We start from the raw sequence: 15706 nt of genomic DNA, 5'->3' as shown, positions 1-15706 counted from the left end.
GGCGAGATCCTCAAACCCCGCCGTATCGAGCTTAGAGCGAGCCCATGCCACTCCCTCCGCATCAATGGACCCTAGAACCAACCACGACATTTGAACCACGCCAGCGGAATAATTGCGCTGAGAGCGATCATCCCCAAACCATAGGGATAGCCGAAGGCCCAGTCGTATTCAGGCATGCTTTTGAAATTCATGCCGTAGATGCTCGCCATCAAGGTTGGAGGAATGCCGACGATCGAGACGATAGTTAGGATTTTGAAGATGTCGTTTTGCGCAATGCCGATCAGTCCAACCATAGCGTCGAGCAGGAACTGCACCTTGTCAGAGAGATGAACCTCGTAATTGTCGAGCGACGCTACATCGAGCTTTAGGCCGTCCATACGCGACGCGAGTTCTCCATCACCCCAGTCTGCGGTCATCCCGCATGCGAAATCGATGGCACGTCCAAGGGCAAGTAACGCATCACGCTTTTCCGAGAGAGCGTCACCCAGCCTACCAACATGGCGCAGCTGGCCGCGAATGACATTGTTCGAGCGGATGGCTTTACGGCCTTGGCTGTCCGGGACGTGGAAGGCGGTTGCAGAGAGGGTGCGCAGGTCCGACGCGGCCTGTTCAAGGCCATCGGCAAGGCGGTCGACAAGCTCATCACAGAGATCGAGGAACACCTCAAGGCTCGAGGTCGGCGGCTCGCCGGGATCGGCGAAGCGACCAGCAACTGCGTCAAAGGCCGGCAAAGCCGAGAAGCGAACGGTGATCAATCGCTCTCGCGACAGCACAAAGCCGAGGGGAGCGACCAGCGGCGCGCCGCCTTCGACATGAGTGACAATTGGAACGCTCATGGTAAGCACGCCGTCCCGGGCTTTTAGTCGGCTTGAGCTTTCGATCTCGATCAGATTTTCCCGGCGTGGGAGGGCAACGCCAGCCAGCCTCTCGACCTCTTTCACCTCGGCCGTATCGGGGTCGACAAGATCCAACCAGAGCGCCCTTATGGTCGCTTTCGGGGAGCTACTATGCGGATAGATGCTCAACATTCTGGAAGTGCCCTGAAGGGCCGGCTTGCGTGGACGGGGTATGAGCCAGATCCAACTGGGGTCCACTTCCAAGGCAGGCTTCCTGCCATTCCTAAGCACCTGCGCACTGGACAATACTAACCGTTAGCCATGCCCCTGATTTGAACGAGCGGTTGCTCGTTATGTTCCAGAGCCTCTCAGCTCGGAAGTTGTAGGTCGGGCATAATCGCCAGGGGAACGGGTCACTTTCTCCGGTGGTGCGCTGCTAACAGAAGGTCGCACAATGATGCGGTGAGCGCAGTGTGATCATGTGGCTAGAGGCTGGGAGGCCGATTGCATCCTCCAGGAGGGCAACAAAAAGCTGAAGGTACAATTTCCAAAACCTAAAGTTGAGTCGCCACTGAGGTAGGATATGAATAACCCTGTCGATATTGCTTGCTGAGCTTTGGTTATCGTGCGTTTGGCACCGCGCCCTGAACGAACCTTCCCTTCAAAATCGTCATCGTCACAAATCGGGAGCGCACTCGCGTTGCCGTCGTCCAATATTGCTATGAAAAGGGTTCATCATGACCACTGGCACAGTTAAATGGTTCAATTCCACCAAGGGCTTCGGCTTCATTCAGCCTGACAGCGGCGGCGCTGACGCTTTCGTTCACATCTCTGCCGTCGAACGCGCCGGAATGCGCGAAATCGTCGAGGGTCAGAAGATCGGCTATGAGATGGAGCGCGACAGCAAGTCAGGCAAAATGTCTGCCTGCAACCTGCAGGCCGTCTGATCGGTCCAGCTTTCCTTTGATCACGGATGTACTGGCACTGTTGAAAGCGTGAGACCAAGCGAGGTCAGGCAAAATTGGCTGACCTTTTTATGTCCGGCCGACCGACACACAAATTTGCGCGTGTATCCCCGCCTCTTGTCGATGGCCGTCAAGATCAAGGAGATCTGGATGACCGATACAGCCAGCGAGCTTCAGACGATCAATACCGCCTGGCAGATCGCCATCCAGGAAATCCTGCGAATGGTCGTGCCGGATATTTACAGGACAGACGACGAAACCGTGTTCAAGTCGCACGCAAGCGCATAGAAGAGGCTGCAGTGGACAGCATCTACGCTGGCCTGATGCTCCGAGGCACGGACGAATGGACTGAGTTGCTCGTCAAGGAAAAGGCCAGCAATTTCGTCACTAAGCTTCTGACATCCTTCACCTTCGATAGGGTTTAAGATCAAAGCCAGTCTTCGGGAACTCGCGCGACGCGTCGCCTGGTTTTCCTCGCCTTTGGGGAATTTCCATCGGCGCGCAACTGATCCACTGCGCCTTGGTCCTACAACAGAGGAGCGCCTGCCTGCGTTCGCTCCCATTGCCGCTTGCGCATATCGCCTTCGTTTCATGGATCAAGCCGGCGCGGGCCCCCCCATCATAGGCTTTCAGGCCGCCTAGCGAGAGTGGCAGCATTGCCTTGTCTTCTTTGCTAAAGGCGCCGACCCGGCTTTTCAGCCAGCTGTTTGCGCCTCTTGTTCGCGGAAGGCAGTCATGCTCCAGCGCGTGATGCCATAGAGCAACAGGCCAAAGATCAGCTTGAGGACCGGTCCCCACAATTGCGAAAACGAAAGGTTATGCAACTTCTCGCTGAGATGCGCAGGCGGGCCGTGACTTGGCAGACGGTCTTGCAACATGATCTTGCCGGTCTCCCATGAAGCTGCCCACAACAGGGCACCTCAATGGCCACGATTTGCGCGACATGGGCTCGAGGAGCGCCGGCAGATCTTGGCCAGCATGATCGAGCCTGGCGGCCGGATTCAGTTCAGCGAGCGACAAGGCTGGCCCTGAAGGAATGGTATCGAAGCGGCGTAACAGCAAATACCGCAGCGGGCCGTCGACGAACTGGCTGAAGGCGAAATGCTGCTCGGTCGACGAATGCGAGCTGCTCGGCGTCGAGCATGAGGCCGGCAAGCCAGCCTCAGCCCTGATGGCCGACCGAGCGACCGGCCGCTATGTCGGCTCGGCCTTCATCAATCCAGCCAGGCTATCCGCGAGCGGCTGTGGCAGCGGGTCCAGGAGCATGCCGGACCGGCGCCCCAAGGCATGAAACGGCCGGCGACACAGTGGTCTAGGCCGGGCATCATCGGGCGTGAAGCACTTGCGCGGTGAAGAGGATTTGCGGCACGCTTCGCTGCAGGATTTCTGGGAGGAATGAGATGGGCAGCGATGATCCACCCATTGAGCGACGTGCGAGGCGGGGGTCAGCGATCCACTCGCCGGAACCTAACACCTCCGTCGAGCTTTAGGCCCAATAAGCACACGCGGAATCAACTTCCTTAATCAATGAGGCCAGTCCTCGGTTAGAAATCACTCATTTCGAGTAGGGGACGCACCACTCCGAACGTCATTGCCGCCCGTCATGCTGCGGAAACGAAGCCACGGAAAAATGCGTTCCCGCCTTGAGAATCTTGCGAATCGGTAACGCACGAGGGAACTTTAAGCCAGGAAAGACCTTTCGTGCCCATGGGCACGCGCAGGGCTGAAATCTTTGCCAAACCGATGGCACAGAATCATCTATCCGATGATCCGCTGGTCGCGACCCATATATCAAACAGGATTTTGATGGCGGCTGAGAATTCCAAGACCGCCAAGTCAGAGCGGGCGGAAGCGACCGGGGCGAGTGAAACTCCAGCCATCGAAGTTGTAGGAGACAAGGACGACCTATTGCACCATGAAATTGCCAACCTTCTAATCCGCATGGTCCTGCCAGCCTACCGCAGTGACTTTTTCCCCATCCTTTTACTCCTTGCGATCTATACGCTGTTTGCGTTCGGCGCGGCACTGTTCCTTCTTCTGGGATGGGCTGTGTATAGGGCCTAGAGCGCGAAATAGGTGCCACCACGCCAGGCTTCCCCGTCTTGCTTTTCGTGGCCGTCGGTTTCTGGCCGGTGTTGGCCAAAGTGCTGATTTCCAGCCCGCACAAGGCGCTAGCCCGCACAAGGCGAATGAGTCGTGGGTACAAAATTCACTAGCCCGCGAGGGCTATGCGGGTCCTATCAGCACAGGAACGGACGTAGCGGTGCCGATCAGCCAAGAACCAGCTTGGCAGCAAGCAAAGTCAGCGCCACCGCAAAGATTTGGCGCCAGCAACAGCGCGCTTGGGTAGCACTTTCTATCCCTCTGATTTCCCCGGGCTTTCTGGGAAACTACACTGATCATCCTATCCCGTTCCGCGCAGCTCGAAGGTGAAAGACCCATGCTTTTGTGGTGGGTCTTTAGTCCGATCCACTATGCGACTGAAGTCTGGGTGTAGGAACCATGCGGCTGGCCGAAAGTTCGGACAGCGGCGGGCAGGAGATCCTGCTGTCGCCAGATTACCAGATTACAAGAGGAGAAAAACTATGAGAATGCACCTAACCAGCGCCGCCGCCGCGCTCGTCCTGTTTGCCGGCGTTGGCGCAGTGGCTGCCGAGGAGGTTGTCATCACACCTGAGCAGGACACCGTCGTGCGCGAATACGTCAAGAAGCAGCCGCTGGCTTCAATCAAGATTCCGGGGGTGGAACTGAACGTCGGAACGGCTCTGCCGGATACGGTCGAACTCCACGAGGTTCCGAACGTCAAATATCGTTACGTAGTTGTCGACAAACACACAGTTCTCGTCGACCCGGGCACCCGAAAAATTGTGAAGGTCTATGACTAACCGCATTGCCCTCGCTCCGCCGCCAGGTATGGCGGTGGAGCTGGACAAATGCGTTGTAGGCTCAACTTCAAGCCAGAGTACGCGAAGCTCGGATAACAGGTGGCTTCCGTCATGAAGGACTCCACCGTCCGGACGGACGGGGATGACCTGGTGCCTTCGGCCTTCCTCGCTGCCGTGCTCCATGTTGAGCGGACAACGCCGGCGGACAGCGACACCCCGTCCCCGGTTAGCCTATCCGGCGTGCCAAGGGGTGGCACGAACCATCCGTACTGGAGAGCAGTGTGCAAATTGCAGAGCTTATCGCTAACGTGTTCGCCACCATTCTGCTACTAGGTCTTCTTGCAATTATGTTCTTCGTTTCCGGAAAACAAATCTTGCCCGAAGGGATGGCGCGAATGGTGATCATCTCGCCCGTGGATGCGATAAGAACAGCCGCGTTCAAGAACACGCACTTAGATTTGCCACCCAGTTTCGATGTAGGGCTTGTCCAGCCGCGACCGGCTGGTCGCCGACAATGATTGGCAGTGAAAGCAGAAAGATGAAGCTCGAACGCTTGGCGGCGTCGGTTCCAAAGCACGAGTTCGAATTTCTGATGAAGCTTGGGCAAATGACGCGAGTGGAAATGTTGGCCCTTATCGAAAAGCATGAAGGACACCGTGCCGCAATTTATGCCGATCTCGCCAACATCACCGCCCGCCGATGAAAGTCCGGCCCCTCGATTCCGGATGCGCTGCGCTAGGCAATCGCGCTAGCCAGCGAGGTCCTGAGTTCATGTGCGGTGTTGGCGGTGGGCTGCGTTCGGCCTCGAAGGCGGCCCTGAGCCGCCTGAGCAGCGCGTTCAAGGTGCCGGCCAATGGGTCGAGATCGCCGGATCAAAGAGACCGATAATCTCAAACGCGAGATTCAGAACGCTGTCGCCGTGCTAGATGAATGCGAGGCGGCAATGTGTCTTGGCGAGAGCAGCCGCGCTCACGATTTGGTTTGCTGCAAGACGCCCAAAGGATCCATCGCACTTGATCGGGCTAGACGGGGGCACCACGTGCCCCCGCACGAATGCAGCGCGCTGCAGATGATCAACTGGATTGGCCGAAGTGACCGGAACTGCGAAGCTTTGCCAACAGCATCGCTGCCGTCCCTCGGAAATCAACACGCGCATGCTCGCTCAGAGGAGATGATTCCCAGGCGGCCAGCTCCGCTACCAACACGGCGGTCTCGCCGTTTACCGGCGCGCACCTCAGATCTCCGGTCTTCTCCATCAAAACTATTGCGGTGCCAGCGTCGTCATACCCGATAGCGGCCATCCGTTGGACGTGTTTATCACCATCAATACGAACGTCGAACAAGACAGTTCCCGATGTTTTCGCCGCAGCGTCAGCGACGCGATCGCCAAATGGCCGATGCATGCCGTCGCCGTCGCGGAGCGACTGCTCGAATAGCACCATTTCAACATGTCCCGCGACCATATCGGCCAAGGTGCCCGCACCATTTCGATTGGCAATGGGCTCGGCGGGATATCCACACAGCATCTACGGCTAAATTAGGAATCTTAATCAATAGGCCCAACTCGGCGACCACGGCCGCGCCAAAGATCAAGCTGTGGGTTAGCGCCTGAATGTTCTGGCGAAGGACCGCCAAAACCATTGGTGTGCGGATGGACTACCTTCGTTTGGTCTGCAGCTTTGCCGGTCAGCTACAACTCGATGGATCCGATGACGCCGCTTTTGCCTTCAGAGAGGTTGGTTAGCGACGGCCCTCCAGAGGTAAAGACAACACCGGCCGCTTCCAGCGCCTGTAGGATGCGGGTGCGGCCGCCCGGACCAGGCATTCTGGGGCACGTTCTCAAACTCACGGATTGTGTCTTCGCTCAGGTCGCACTTGGCACCACGCAGGACCAGTTCAATAGCGTGCGCACTGCTCGCGACTGCTCTGCCGTCAGTTTTCGCAAGTCATAACCTCCACTTCACGGGCTTCCTTCAAAACAGCCGGTCGGAAGGTTCCGGCCAACATTTCGCAAGGTGCTAATGGAACGGAAATGGCTAATTTTCGTGAAGCGCAGCGGAGGGAAACGAGCGCGGCCAAGGTCAGAAAGCTTGGTCATACTTTGTCAATCCGGCTCGTCGATCAGCGCCTTCTTTCGCGTCGGGGAAACGTAGCTCTGTACCAGGCGCACCTTGTCCTGGTCGACCGTGACTATCGTTCCCAATGTCACCGTCACCTTACCCTCATCGATCCGAACAACGTCGCCGATCAATTCGATCTTTTGGCCCTTCACCACCTTGTTCGATCGATAATTGGATGAGGGACATTATAACTCGGGATTGAAACGCTGATGCGATCGTCGGTCACGCGCTTGATCATGGTGGCCATGATTGCCACCTCGTCGCCGACCTTGATGCTGCCCCGTGACATGCCCTGATTCTGGAGTGGCAAATTGGGACGTCAAGGATTAGCGATGGCTAATTTTTTAATCGCAGCGCGCCGGGATGGGGGCTCTGGCTGGTTCGACAGTGTATCGCCCTATCTCGCGCGCCATTCGAATGATGCCAGTCTCTTGGGCTCGGCGCATTTTTGCCCCAGCCGGCGGCGACCCACATTGCCCCAAACAAACCGCTGGTTAGGCCCGGCAGCTGACCGAGTGCCCCAATCGTCAACCGCCGGGCCGCCAGGTTTTATGCTCGATGCCGGTTTTTCAGGTAGCCCGCAAAGATCGACAGCTTCCTTTCATAACCTATGCGCACCATGGCTTTGCACCGGTCGCATCTGAAGCGTCCGATTGTGCGAAGCCAGGAACCAGGCCTTACCATAGGGTGTGAGCAGGCCGGACAGTGGAACTCCATCGTTACGTCGCTCAGTTCATCGCACAAGGCCATTCCCGTCGCTCTCCCAACCGGTGTCCGATTGAGAACAAACAAGAGTGGCGGGAAATGTTCCAGGCTGGGCCTTCTGGCGGATCGGGGAGGGACTTCAGTCCTATCCTAAGCGACCTATCTGGTGCTCGCCGGTTCGGCCAAACTAAACTCGTGCACTGCGGCTTCGCGCTCATCGACGACCCGGAACCAGTGTTGCTGCAAGGCCCTTGGCGAAACCGCGCCGCCCACAACCCGTTCTGCAGCCTTCATCGGGTCGTCAGCTTGCGCGGTTTCAGATGCGACAAGTTCCTCACCATAGTACTCTTCGACCTGGTATGTTGGCATCTGCTTACCGGCCTTTGAGGGATTTGGCTTCCCGTTCCAACGTGTCGCGGTCATTGCCGAACTTTGCGATCAACTCCCGTACCTGCGGGATAGACAGGCCAAATTTGCTCGCGAAATAGCCGACCTCATATTCCTCATCGCCGCTCACGCGGCTGCGATCCTGATAGCCAAGCTTGTTCTTGTCGTCAGTCATCGTGCTGCTCCAGGCTGCTGCGTTCGACTGCAACGTGCGTCGCGCCGAATTGTTTCGCTTTGCGCCAATCTCGGAAATATTTTAGCAGCCGTAGATTCCTTTAAAGTTCGTCGCGCCCATGAACCGACCCTTGTCGAGCAGCCTCCCGAAGGCGACATCTGGATACACGAAGTGAAGTTCGACGACTACCGCTCGCAACTGATCATCGACCAAGACGGGACACGTATCTACACCCCGTAACGGCCGTGACTGGATCGCGAAGTATCGCGACCTGGTGCACGCGGCAAAGAGCCTCGGATTGAAAAGCGCCATCGTCGACGGCGAGATCATTGTGCTCAACGAAGCTGGGCCTTCGGACTTCGGCGAGCTGCGGAAGGGGATCACACGCCGCGCCGGCGCCCAAGGGGATGAAGCGGCGGCGACGTAATGGGTCAAGCCCGGGATCATCGGCCGCGAGAAACACTTGAGCGGTGAGGAGGATTTGCGACACGCGCTGCAGGATTTTCGGGCGTGCCGATACGACGACAGGCAACTGAAGCCGGTATTTTGCAGCCAGCGGAGTTGGCGCTGCTTGGCCGCGTCTACAACCTGCTGAAACTCGATAATGAATCGCCAGAGGCTTGCAGCGCTTTGGCTTCCCGCATCATTGCGAACTATATGGCCGGCGTGAGCGACGAAGCTGAACTGGTTTCGTTGTCCAAGCGGCCGTTGGGCAGGTAAGGCGCCGCGGCCGGAACCTTTGCTACAAATCGAACTTATTGCAAGATGAGCAGACGTGGGATCGATTTTCTCAACGACTGGATCGCGGAACATCATCCGGACACCCTCACCGAAGATCCGACCGCCATCGCGGATCTTGCCGATCAGTTGATGGCCGCGGCCGAAAAACAGGGGCTATCTCGACGGGATATTTCCGAAGAGGTCGGCAGCGTATTCCAGGTCATTCTCGAAGCGATGCAAAATCGATCTGGAGGGCGGCTCTACAGCAGCCGCTGGGGCTAATAGGGCCGTTCCAAAAGCGGACCAGGAGCACCTACGCTAGATGGTACGAAATGAACGCCGCCAGGTTGGATTTGTTACCCAAGCTTGCCGAGTTCGAAAAGGCAGATCAGCGGCGTCAGAATAAGGTTGGCACGGACCGCACCTATGCGACCCGTAAGACCGGCAAGACGGGTAGCGCCCCATGCGACCCCACGGGTCACACCCATGCGGCCCGATTCGTCAGAAGAACGAACAGCGAGAGAGCGCGAGATGGATGACTTCGATCATGCCCTCAAGCGTTGGCCTGTCGTCGAGAGTCCCAAGGCTGCACGTAAAGCTTGGAATGCACTGTCACCATCCGATCGCATCGAAGCACTCAGAGAGCTCGAGCGGTTCGTCAGCGTCAACCGCTCCGCCGGGCGCAAGCATATCTGCAGCTTCACCAGGTATCTCAGCGAGCGTATGTGGGCGCCCTTGGCCGAGAGACCTAAGCCGACACAGTCACGACCAGCGGCGGCGGCTGGTGCAGGGCCGTCGCCGTTCGAGCGCAAACACCCGAACTGGCCATTGCAACATCAAGCGGCTCTATAAGCCGCTGGAATTGCGGGAAGTGATCGGCAACGTCACCGCCGACCAGCTCAGGACAAAGGTCCGTTGCGAAAAATGCAAGCGCAAGGAATCGATGAGCGCTGAGCTATTTCATCCGGTCGGCCAAGAGCTTGAAACGATCCGGTTCCGGCGCCTGGTGGAGATCCGATGGGAGAGGCGGATAATTTGGCGCGATGGGTGAGGCATATAGTGTTGGCGCCTCAAAAAGGAAATCCGACGGTGCGCGAAGTGGCATGGCCGCGGACGTGCCTATCCGAGCCTGCCTGCGTTGGGATCGATCCTACCTATTTGATGAAGGGCTCCGACAAATTGTGAAACTCTTCAAAATGGCCAGGATAATTGCGCGCCAGATATCGCACCACCCTGGAATTATCCATCAGCCGGGCAAAAAAGCGGCTGGCTGCAACAAGCTCCAGACCCACTTGGCCACGCTGTTCCATGGCACCTAGAACCGCAAGGCTCAGCTTGCCTACCTCGAGCACCATGGCACCTCGATGGCCTTCGGTCAGGTTGGCGATCGTTGAAGGATGGAAATCCTTGACCAGCAGGGCTTGTGGTGTCAGCGCTACAAGCATCCTTGCGTAGGTGAGTCTGACTTGGTCCATGGCCACCATCAGCCGGGCAATCTCAACTTGCCTGGCAGGAAGCACCTTCTGGAGCAACCCGAAGATTTTCGTTTTCACTGGGGCGTCCCGAAGCACGTCGAGGACGCCCGGGCAAATTCCGCCAATAGGCTCCCTGTTTTCGCCTGTGTCGGAAAGGGGTTTTCCGGGAGGACAAAACACGTGCGGCTCGGGGGGCGCGCCTGGCAACCTGTGTGCCAATAGCCTTGGCATTGTCTCAAGCCCCTCGGACACCATCAGGGCGCAAAACTGCCTGTCGCTCATCATCAAGTGGAGTGCCGCGACCATACGGTCCAGGCACCGTTCAGACTCTTCTGCTCCTGTTATGAAATCGCGCATGCGTTTGCATTCCGCGTCGTAGGTCGCCAAAAGTTCGGGCGCAAAAAGCTTTGCCTTGGACCCTAGTTGACCAGCAGCGATACTCCTCGCATGTCTGTTGCCGCTGTTCTCCAACGCACGGTAAGCGGCGTCTTTGCTTAAACGTTTCAATTCCAGGCCGCGCTCCCGACAGAGGCTCGCTCTGCCAGCCGGATAAGGGGGTTGAGCGTGGGAAAAATATAGGTGTCCAGCCGTGCCCCATTGATGGCGTGCAGTTCCGATTTGCCTGCGATCTCATGCGCAGGAGCAATCAAATAGTCCCGGATGCTGAGGTCGTCGGGATTCATCCGGATGAGGACGAAAATGTCCGGCGGCGGCTCGCGATCGGCCTTCGCAAACCAGCGTGGATAGCCGAAGCTGGAAACCCTGCAGCGTCCTGTTGCGATCGCCACAGTGATCTCCTGGTTGATGCGCAGGAGGTCCGTCTCCATGACATGAGTGGCGATCCCGCCACGCTTTTCAACCGCGGCCAGGAGATCCTCGATAATCTGCAGCCTCATGGTTTCCAAGCGCCGGTTCACGAAGATGTAGCGGGAGTTCTTGGGCGGCTCGTATCCGATCAGCTCATAAGCCTTAACGATGGTTCCAAAACGCGACATGTAGCGTGTGGACGGCGGGCAGTCGGGCGCGGCGTCGATAATGAAAGAGGACAAGGCGCCTCGGCGAGCCAGGAGCGCCTTGAGGGCGGCCAGCATCTCGTCATTGGTCAGGTGGCGATAGATCGTCTTAAGGACAATCTGCGCTCGGTTGAACAGTTTGCGGTCGACGATCGGCTCCAAGATGTTTTCCACCCGCACCCACAGTTCCGGGGGATTGCGAACTTGATGGCTCCTAAGCCTAGCCGAATGCTTGTTCCAGATGCTGTTGCCAATGTAGTTTTCGTTGGTCAGCACCGAGTGCACAGACACTCGGGTCCATGGGCGCCCCAGGTCGCTTAGCACGCCGCGCTTGTTAAGCAGTCTGGCCATCTCAAGCTCAGTCTTGCGAGTTTTGACAAAGTGACCGAAAATCCATCTCACTGTCGCAATCTCGTCAGGCGGCCCGAGCACCAGAATTATTCGATCCGTCTGCAGGCTCTTGTATTCGGAGGGAGAAAGGATGCCCTTCGGACGGCCATGTTGATCGACAAGCAGGCGCCGCAGGCCAAAGCCTACCTTTGAGCCCTGTCTGAAGCCCATCCGGATCAACCTAGCCTGGCCAATGAAGACTTTCTGCGAGAGCATTCTGCTTTGCTCGGCAGCCATGCTACGTTTGATTGCTTTGAGGACATCGGACTCGATGCTGCCGTCGTTTGCGAACTGCTCAGCGCAAAATTCGATCCGGACGCCGGCCATCTGGCACCGGTACTCATAAGCGGCGCTCTCATCGATATTCTGGAACCGTCCCCAGCGGCTGACATCGTACACCACAACCGTTTCGAAATCGGCTCTCCCGCTCTCGACATCGGCCAGCAACCGCTGAAGACCGGGGCGGCCTCCGAGGTTTAGACCACTGCGACCGGCGTCCTCGTAAGTGGCGACGATCTCGTAGCCCATGATCTCCGCATAGTCGCGTATGGCATCCCTCTGGTTGTCGATCGAATAGGTCTGGTGTTCTGTCGACATGCGCAGATATTGGGCCGCACGCACTACGCGCCTACCAGAAGGAGCTTTTAGGGTCGTTGCAACCTCGTCCATCGCTTGCGCTCCTGCCATTCGGGACATGCTAACGATCATCGGCCTGTGGTTTGGTTCAAAACACCCCTCCAGTTTATGTCGAATGCCCGGCTTTTCTGTTTGGAAACCAAGCCTTTCAACTGTCGGTAAACGCTGACTCACTTTGTGAGCGCCGGCGCCCCCGTTCCGCCGCAATGCGGCCCCACGGGACGATCGATAGGGATTTCAGACGTTTAAGGGAGACTTCACATGACCTTTCAAAAAGCCATAGCCGCCGTGCTGATGACCGCGGCACTTGCCGGCTGCCAGTCGCAGACCGAAGGCCAGCAGCGGGCCACCACCGGCGCGCTCCTCGGCGGCGCCGGCGGCGCTCTCGTCGGCCAGGCGATCGGCGGAAACACCAAGAGCACGGTTATCGGCGCGGCCAGTGGCGCTCTGCTCGGTGCCGTTGTCGGCTCCGCCACCACGCCGCAGCCGCGCGGCCAACAGCTCTGCCGCTACCAGGACCGCTACGGCCGCATCTACACGGCACCTTGCGACGACCGGTACTACAACGGCAATTACTGAGGCGTCGCCAACTCCTTCTTTGCGAAGGCCCAGACCATCAGTGGGTAATCCTCGTCTTTGCTGAGGTCCCGCCACAGGCCGTAGGCGCGCACCGGGCCACCGATATGAGCCCGGGCGCACGCCTTTTTACCCCAGCCGTGAACCTTCAAGTTTGCTTGGGGGAAGCCGCCTTCAGCCATTAACAGCTTGAGACCGGCGGGCGTCCATCTGTTGTAGTCGTGCGGCCGGGCATGTACCCGGAACAGGAAGGGCCTCGCCACCATCGCCCAGCCGCCGGGCCTGGTCATGGCATGGATGTTTTGCACCGCTGCGTGCGGCCACTGGACATGTTCCAGCACCTGGTCGGCGATGACGATCGAATATTGCTTGTAGAGGTCGACGGCGGGGGAAGTCGACGCAGCGGTAGTTCGGGCACATCGCCCGCCAGGTGCGGTTCCAGCCCGGCGAGATCTCGATGACGTCGGCGGCCTTGCGGATGCCCGCTTCGAGAAAGAGCGTGAACGCCTCGATCTGGCGGATGCGCAGCCTGTTGCGGGAATCATAGCCGAGCAGGCGCTTGGCCACCTGTTTGCCGCGGTTTTCAGGGTGCCGGCAAGCTTGTCGTCATCAGATGACCTCCTCCAAAGCCCGCCGTGAAAAACAGCCTAGCCCAGGCAAATGGGCAAAAGATGACAGGACAGCCTATCTCAATACCAGCTCCAGGCGGCGCTCGACCGCACCCATTACCGGGCGCGAATTGCTTATCGAACCGTCATATGGTTGCGCCATTGCCATGGCCGGTCGAACGATCCAACTCATCCGCCCCGCTCGGTTGTCCCGGCGTTGGTCTCAGCCTTGGCATAGAAGCCAGCGCCGTATCTCGGCCAGTCCACCGCATAGTCCTTCTTTGAGCATCCATTCGCCGATATCGACACTGGTTCTACGGCTCTCCTCGATTTGGAACATTAGCTGTCCCTAAAAGTTGAAGTGAGAGACAGGTGGTGCCCTCCATCCCCTGCCGAAGATCGGGCCTCCGATCGGCCCGCCTTCTCTCCACCAGAGGAGTGCGGGCTTTCAACGTTACGGGGGCAGCGATGGTCGACAAGCCTTCAACGACCTACGTGGTGAGCGTCTTCGAGAAGCCGCACTGGCGCACCGTTCTGACCACCAAGGACAAGCAGAAAGCGTTCAATATGGCGAAGGAGATCGGCGACAAGGTGCGGATCCAGGAGATCACGCCGAAGCCTAAGAAGCGCTAGGCCACAATCCCGAAGTCCGAGCTCTCGAGCATGAGAGTGTGGGCTCCTATTTGCTGTGCTGAATTGCGTTCGACACCGGGAGAGATAGTCTTGTCGCTTGCGGCAACGAACCTCTCCGAAATCGTGTCATACCGAGCCCGGTGTCGGCGCCTCCTGATTGATGAGCCCCGACCGCCGCGATCCGGCCAGAATTCCGCAGGAATCATCTCGTTGGGCGCGGCCCTGTCTTCGGCGATGCGGCCTGCGCCCGGGATCACCGCGGCGACTGCGGGATGCGCCAGCGAGAATTGCAAGCCGGCCGCCTTCATACTGATACCATAGCTATCCGCGATCGCCTTGTTCCGCGCAACTCTGTCGAGGGTCGCGGGGGTTGCCGGAGCATATTTGAAGTTCGGTCCGCCAACGAGCGCGCCGGAACTATAAGGGCCTCCCGCGACGATACCGAAACCGGGCTCCTCGGCCGTGGGCATCGAGCGCTCAAGCGCCCGGTCATGGTGGTCAAGACTCCGGCTAAATTGAAGGAGTCCGCCGTCTAAACCACCCTCCAGCCGGCAGTGGATGTCGCAATCTTGCTGGGCACTTGCACCATACTAATTGGCGAGTACATGCAGGGGGTCCGATATAACTACTTGATTTAAAACATTAAAAAATTGTTCCATAATGTATGTTATGCTATTTTGATCTGTAGCAGCCATTTGGTAATGCGACAGGCGCAACATCAGCACGATCGAGGCGGCGAACGCTTACGCGGCCGAGTTCGCTGCTGACTTCAATGTCCGCTTCTGGAAGGAGCCGCGCAACCCGAAGGACATGCACCGTCCCCTCGCGGAGCATGAGAACCTGGACAGCGCGATGTGCCGCAAAGAGTTCCGAACGCTCTCGCAGGCCCTGACACTGCGCTACGACAAAGTGTTGTTCATCCTCGACCCCAGCGCCTTTCCGAAGAGACTGGCCGGCAAAAAGGTTGTTGTTAGCGACTATCCCGACGGCCGCCTTGAGATCATGCATGGCAGCACGTCCCTACCCTACAGGACATTTGACAAGCTGCGCTCGGTTCACAGATCGGAGCTTGTCGAGAGCAAGCGCCTGGACGAAGCGCTTGCGATGGTGGGCCGAGATGCAGGCTGGCCGCGACCGTCAGCGCAGCCAACACGGCCCGCGCCGCACCGGCCAGGCGAACCACATGTTCGGCATTCCCGATGGCAGTCAGAGCAATGGCTATTTGAAGCGCGGGCGCAAGCCGCGCAAACGGACCGACTTCATGAACGATCCCGCCGTGATTGCCCAGCGAGAACAGGCTCTGGCGAGCGGCGGCTGAGTAATCTCCGATCAGTCCAGCGTCGACGATGGCTGCGCTCACCATTTCACCTTGGAGCCGACCGAACCGCCAACCGCGTAGCTGTCGCCGAAATCCTGCGAGCGGCCGAGGCCGAGTCCGCCCTACAGCGCCTGCGTCCTGCTGGAAACGTGCCGTCGAGGAAGTCGTGTTAGAGGTTGGCGATGCCATAGACATGCGATCGGCTCGTCTGTCCATTGGACCTCAACAGCCGATCGCTTGGAACTTCCGCGGCAAAACGACGTT

At 58.3% G+C, this 15706-nt stretch carries 20 protein-coding genes and 3 pseudogenes; 14 read left to right on the top strand and 9 right to left on the bottom strand.

All coding sequences use genetic code 11. The annotated features are described in order from the left end of the window. Positions 1-71: 71 nt before the first annotated feature. Positions 72-971, bottom strand: coding sequence for a magnesium transporter CorA family protein (locus MAFF_RS00315; protein ID WP_244420568.1), 900 nt, complete (start codon positions 969-971; stop codon positions 72-74). A gap of 602 nt (positions 972-1573) precedes the next feature. Between MAFF_RS00315 and MAFF_RS00310 the strand changes: the two genes are divergently transcribed. Both MAFF_RS00310 and MAFF_RS00305 read left to right on the top strand, forming a co-directional pair. Then, positions 1574-1783, top strand: a complete 210-nt coding sequence (locus MAFF_RS00310) for a cold-shock protein (RefSeq protein ID WP_010916200.1) — start codon at positions 1574-1576, stop codon at positions 1781-1783. A gap of 168 nt (positions 1784-1951) precedes the next feature. Then, positions 1952-2226, top strand: a pseudogene (locus tag MAFF_RS00305) (hypothetical protein). 270 nt (positions 2227-2496) lie between these two features. On the opposite strand, the gene MAFF_RS36800 reads toward MAFF_RS00305, so the two are convergent. Continuing rightward, a complete protein-coding gene (locus tag MAFF_RS36800) occupies positions 2497-2712 on the bottom strand; it encodes a hypothetical protein (protein WP_052292066.1) in 216 nt (71 codons plus the stop codon). A gap of 125 nt (positions 2713-2837) precedes the next feature. Between MAFF_RS36800 and MAFF_RS40210 the strand changes: the two genes are divergently transcribed. From MAFF_RS40210 to MAFF_RS00280, 5 genes are all read left to right on the top strand, one after another. Next, complete coding sequence (locus tag MAFF_RS40210) at positions 2838-3092, top strand: ATP-dependent DNA ligase (protein WP_010916203.1); 255 nt, start codon at positions 2838-2840, stop codon at positions 3090-3092. A gap of 416 nt (positions 3093-3508) precedes the next feature. Continuing rightward, positions 3509-3865 carry a hypothetical protein gene (locus MAFF_RS00295; RefSeq protein ID WP_162034335.1) on the top strand — a complete coding sequence of 119 codons (357 nt, stop codon included), beginning with the start codon at positions 3509-3511 and terminating at the stop codon, positions 3863-3865. 521 nt (positions 3866-4386) lie between these two features. Continuing rightward, the gene (locus tag MAFF_RS00290; RefSeq protein ID WP_044547242.1) at positions 4387-4686 is read left to right on the top strand and encodes a DUF1236 domain-containing protein; all 300 of its coding nucleotides are present in this window, start codon (positions 4387-4389) and stop codon (positions 4684-4686) included. Between the two features lie 281 nt (positions 4687-4967). Beyond that, complete coding sequence (locus MAFF_RS00285; RefSeq protein WP_044547241.1) at positions 4968-5204, top strand: hypothetical protein; 237 nt, start codon at positions 4968-4970, stop codon at positions 5202-5204. A gap of 20 nt (positions 5205-5224) precedes the next feature. After that, positions 5225-5389 carry a hypothetical protein gene (locus MAFF_RS00280; protein WP_157865833.1) on the top strand — a complete coding sequence of 55 codons (165 nt, stop codon included), beginning with the start codon at positions 5225-5227 and terminating at the stop codon, positions 5387-5389. A gap of 370 nt (positions 5390-5759) precedes the next feature. Here the strand turns inward: MAFF_RS00280 and MAFF_RS00275 are convergent, their stop codons facing one another. From MAFF_RS00275 to MAFF_RS00260, 3 genes are all read right to left on the bottom strand, one after another. Further along, positions 5760-6149, bottom strand: a complete 390-nt coding sequence (locus tag MAFF_RS00275) for a hypothetical protein (RefSeq protein WP_044547238.1) — start codon at positions 6147-6149, stop codon at positions 5760-5762. Between the two features lie 641 nt (positions 6150-6790). Next, entirely contained in the window at positions 6791-6958 is a 168-nt protein-coding gene (locus MAFF_RS41265; protein ID WP_341872694.1) for a hypothetical protein, read from the bottom strand. A 926-nt stretch (positions 6959-7884) separates the two neighbouring features. Next, a complete protein-coding gene (locus MAFF_RS00260; RefSeq protein ID WP_010916207.1) occupies positions 7885-8073 on the bottom strand; it encodes a DUF3606 domain-containing protein in 189 nt (62 codons plus the stop codon). Positions 8074-8371: 298 nt separating this feature from the next. Between MAFF_RS00260 and MAFF_RS41110 the strand changes: the two genes are divergently transcribed. The 4 genes from MAFF_RS41110 (at position 8372) to MAFF_RS38870 (ending at position 9844) form a co-directional block, all read left to right on the top strand. Beyond that, the gene (locus MAFF_RS41110) at positions 8372-8500 is read left to right on the top strand and encodes a hypothetical protein (RefSeq protein ID WP_280111464.1); all 129 of its coding nucleotides are present in this window, start codon (positions 8372-8374) and stop codon (positions 8498-8500) included. An 83-nt stretch (positions 8501-8583) separates the two neighbouring features. After that, complete coding sequence (locus tag MAFF_RS00255) at positions 8584-8793, top strand: hypothetical protein (protein ID WP_010916209.1); 210 nt, start codon at positions 8584-8586, stop codon at positions 8791-8793. Positions 8794-8838: 45 nt separating this feature from the next. Further along, a complete protein-coding gene (locus MAFF_RS00250; protein WP_010916210.1) occupies positions 8839-9075 on the top strand; it encodes a DUF768 domain-containing protein in 237 nt (78 codons plus the stop codon). Between the two features lie 502 nt (positions 9076-9577). Next, the gene (locus MAFF_RS38870; protein WP_157865831.1) at positions 9578-9844 is read left to right on the top strand and encodes a hypothetical protein; all 267 of its coding nucleotides are present in this window, start codon (positions 9578-9580) and stop codon (positions 9842-9844) included. A 103-nt stretch (positions 9845-9947) separates the two neighbouring features. Here the strand turns inward: MAFF_RS38870 and MAFF_RS00240 are convergent, their stop codons facing one another. Next, the gene (locus MAFF_RS00240) at positions 9948-10775 is read right to left on the bottom strand and encodes a plasmid partitioning protein RepB C-terminal domain-containing protein (RefSeq protein WP_157865830.1); all 828 of its coding nucleotides are present in this window, start codon (positions 10773-10775) and stop codon (positions 9948-9950) included. After that, positions 10772-12340 carry a recombinase family protein gene (locus MAFF_RS00235; RefSeq protein ID WP_044547337.1) on the bottom strand — a complete coding sequence of 523 codons (1569 nt, stop codon included), beginning with the start codon at positions 12338-12340 and terminating at the stop codon, positions 10772-10774. The genes MAFF_RS00240 and MAFF_RS00235 overlap by 4 nt, the downstream gene beginning before the upstream one ends. Before the next feature lie 228 nt (positions 12341-12568). Here MAFF_RS00235 and MAFF_RS00230 point away from each other — a divergent pair, with 228 nt between their 5' ends. After that, positions 12569-12886 (top strand): YMGG-like glycine zipper-containing protein, encoded by a 318-nt coding sequence (locus MAFF_RS00230; RefSeq protein ID WP_010916214.1) that lies wholly within the window; start codon positions 12569-12571, stop codon positions 12884-12886. Here the strand turns inward: MAFF_RS00230 and MAFF_RS00225 are convergent. Further along, positions 12880-13428: a methyltransferase domain-containing protein gene (locus tag MAFF_RS00225; RefSeq protein WP_425280316.1), complete on the bottom strand. Its 549-nt coding sequence runs from the start codon at positions 13426-13428 to the stop codon at positions 12880-12882. The genes MAFF_RS00230 and MAFF_RS00225 overlap by 7 nt on opposite strands. 531 nt (positions 13429-13959) lie before the next feature. On the opposite strand from MAFF_RS00225, the gene MAFF_RS39875 reads away from it, so the two are divergent. Continuing rightward, positions 13960-14124, top strand: coding sequence for a hypothetical protein (locus MAFF_RS39875; RefSeq protein ID WP_167316188.1), 165 nt, complete (start codon positions 13960-13962; stop codon positions 14122-14124). Positions 14125-14250: 126 nt separating this feature from the next. On the opposite strand, the pseudogene MAFF_RS40420 reads toward MAFF_RS39875, so the two are convergent. Then, positions 14251-14657 (bottom strand): annotated as a pseudogene (locus tag MAFF_RS40420) (aldo/keto reductase); the annotation flags it as partial. A 178-nt stretch (positions 14658-14835) separates the two neighbouring features. On the opposite strand from MAFF_RS40420, the pseudogene MAFF_RS00215 reads away from it, so the two are divergent. Continuing rightward, positions 14836-15442 (top strand): annotated as a pseudogene (locus tag MAFF_RS00215) (ISNCY family transposase); the annotation flags it as partial. Positions 15443-15706 lie beyond the last annotated feature (264 nt).

The organism is Mesorhizobium japonicum MAFF 303099 (assembly GCF_000009625.1).
GTDB classification, from domain to species: Bacteria; Pseudomonadota; Alphaproteobacteria; order Rhizobiales; family Rhizobiaceae; genus Mesorhizobium; species Mesorhizobium japonicum.
Note: the sequence above shows the minus strand (reverse complement) of the source record. Positions and strands in the feature narration are given on the sequence as shown.

What these genes read in the sequence shown, in the direction of transcription:
- MAFF_RS39875 (WP_167316188.1), top strand. Translation starts at nt 13,960, where the DNA reads ATGGTCGACAAGCCTTCAACGACCTACGTGGTGAGCGTCTTCGAGAAG.
- MAFF_RS00275 (WP_044547238.1), bottom strand. Translation starts at nt 6,149, where the DNA reads ATGGTCGCGGGACATGTTGAAATGGTGCTATTCGAGCAGTCGCTCCGC.
- MAFF_RS00290 (WP_044547242.1), top strand. Translation starts at nt 4,387, where the DNA reads ATGAGAATGCACCTAACCAGCGCCGCCGCCGCGCTCGTCCTGTTTGCC.
- MAFF_RS00295 (WP_162034335.1), top strand. Translation starts at nt 3,509, where the DNA reads ATGGGCACGCGCAGGGCTGAAATCTTTGCCAAACCGATGGCACAGAAT.
- MAFF_RS00310 (WP_010916200.1), top strand. Translation starts at nt 1,574, where the DNA reads ATGACCACTGGCACAGTTAAATGGTTCAATTCCACCAAGGGCTTCGGC.
- MAFF_RS40210 (WP_010916203.1), top strand. Translation starts at nt 2,838, where the DNA reads ATGGTATCGAAGCGGCGTAACAGCAAATACCGCAGCGGGCCGTCGACG.
- MAFF_RS00235 (WP_044547337.1), bottom strand. Translation starts at nt 12,340, where the DNA reads ATGGACGAGGTTGCAACGACCCTAAAAGCTCCTTCTGGTAGGCGCGTA.
- MAFF_RS00250 (WP_010916210.1), top strand. Translation starts at nt 8,839, where the DNA reads ATGAGCAGACGTGGGATCGATTTTCTCAACGACTGGATCGCGGAACAT.
- MAFF_RS00280 (WP_157865833.1), top strand. Translation starts at nt 5,225, where the DNA reads ATGAAGCTCGAACGCTTGGCGGCGTCGGTTCCAAAGCACGAGTTCGAA.
- MAFF_RS00225 (WP_425280316.1), bottom strand. Translation starts at nt 13,428, where the DNA reads ATGATTCCCGCAACAGGCTGCGCATCCGCCAGATCGAGGCGTTCACGC.
- MAFF_RS00230 (WP_010916214.1), top strand. Translation starts at nt 12,569, where the DNA reads ATGACCTTTCAAAAAGCCATAGCCGCCGTGCTGATGACCGCGGCACTT.
- MAFF_RS00260 (WP_010916207.1), bottom strand. Translation starts at nt 8,073, where the DNA reads ATGACTGACGACAAGAACAAGCTTGGCTATCAGGATCGCAGCCGCGTG.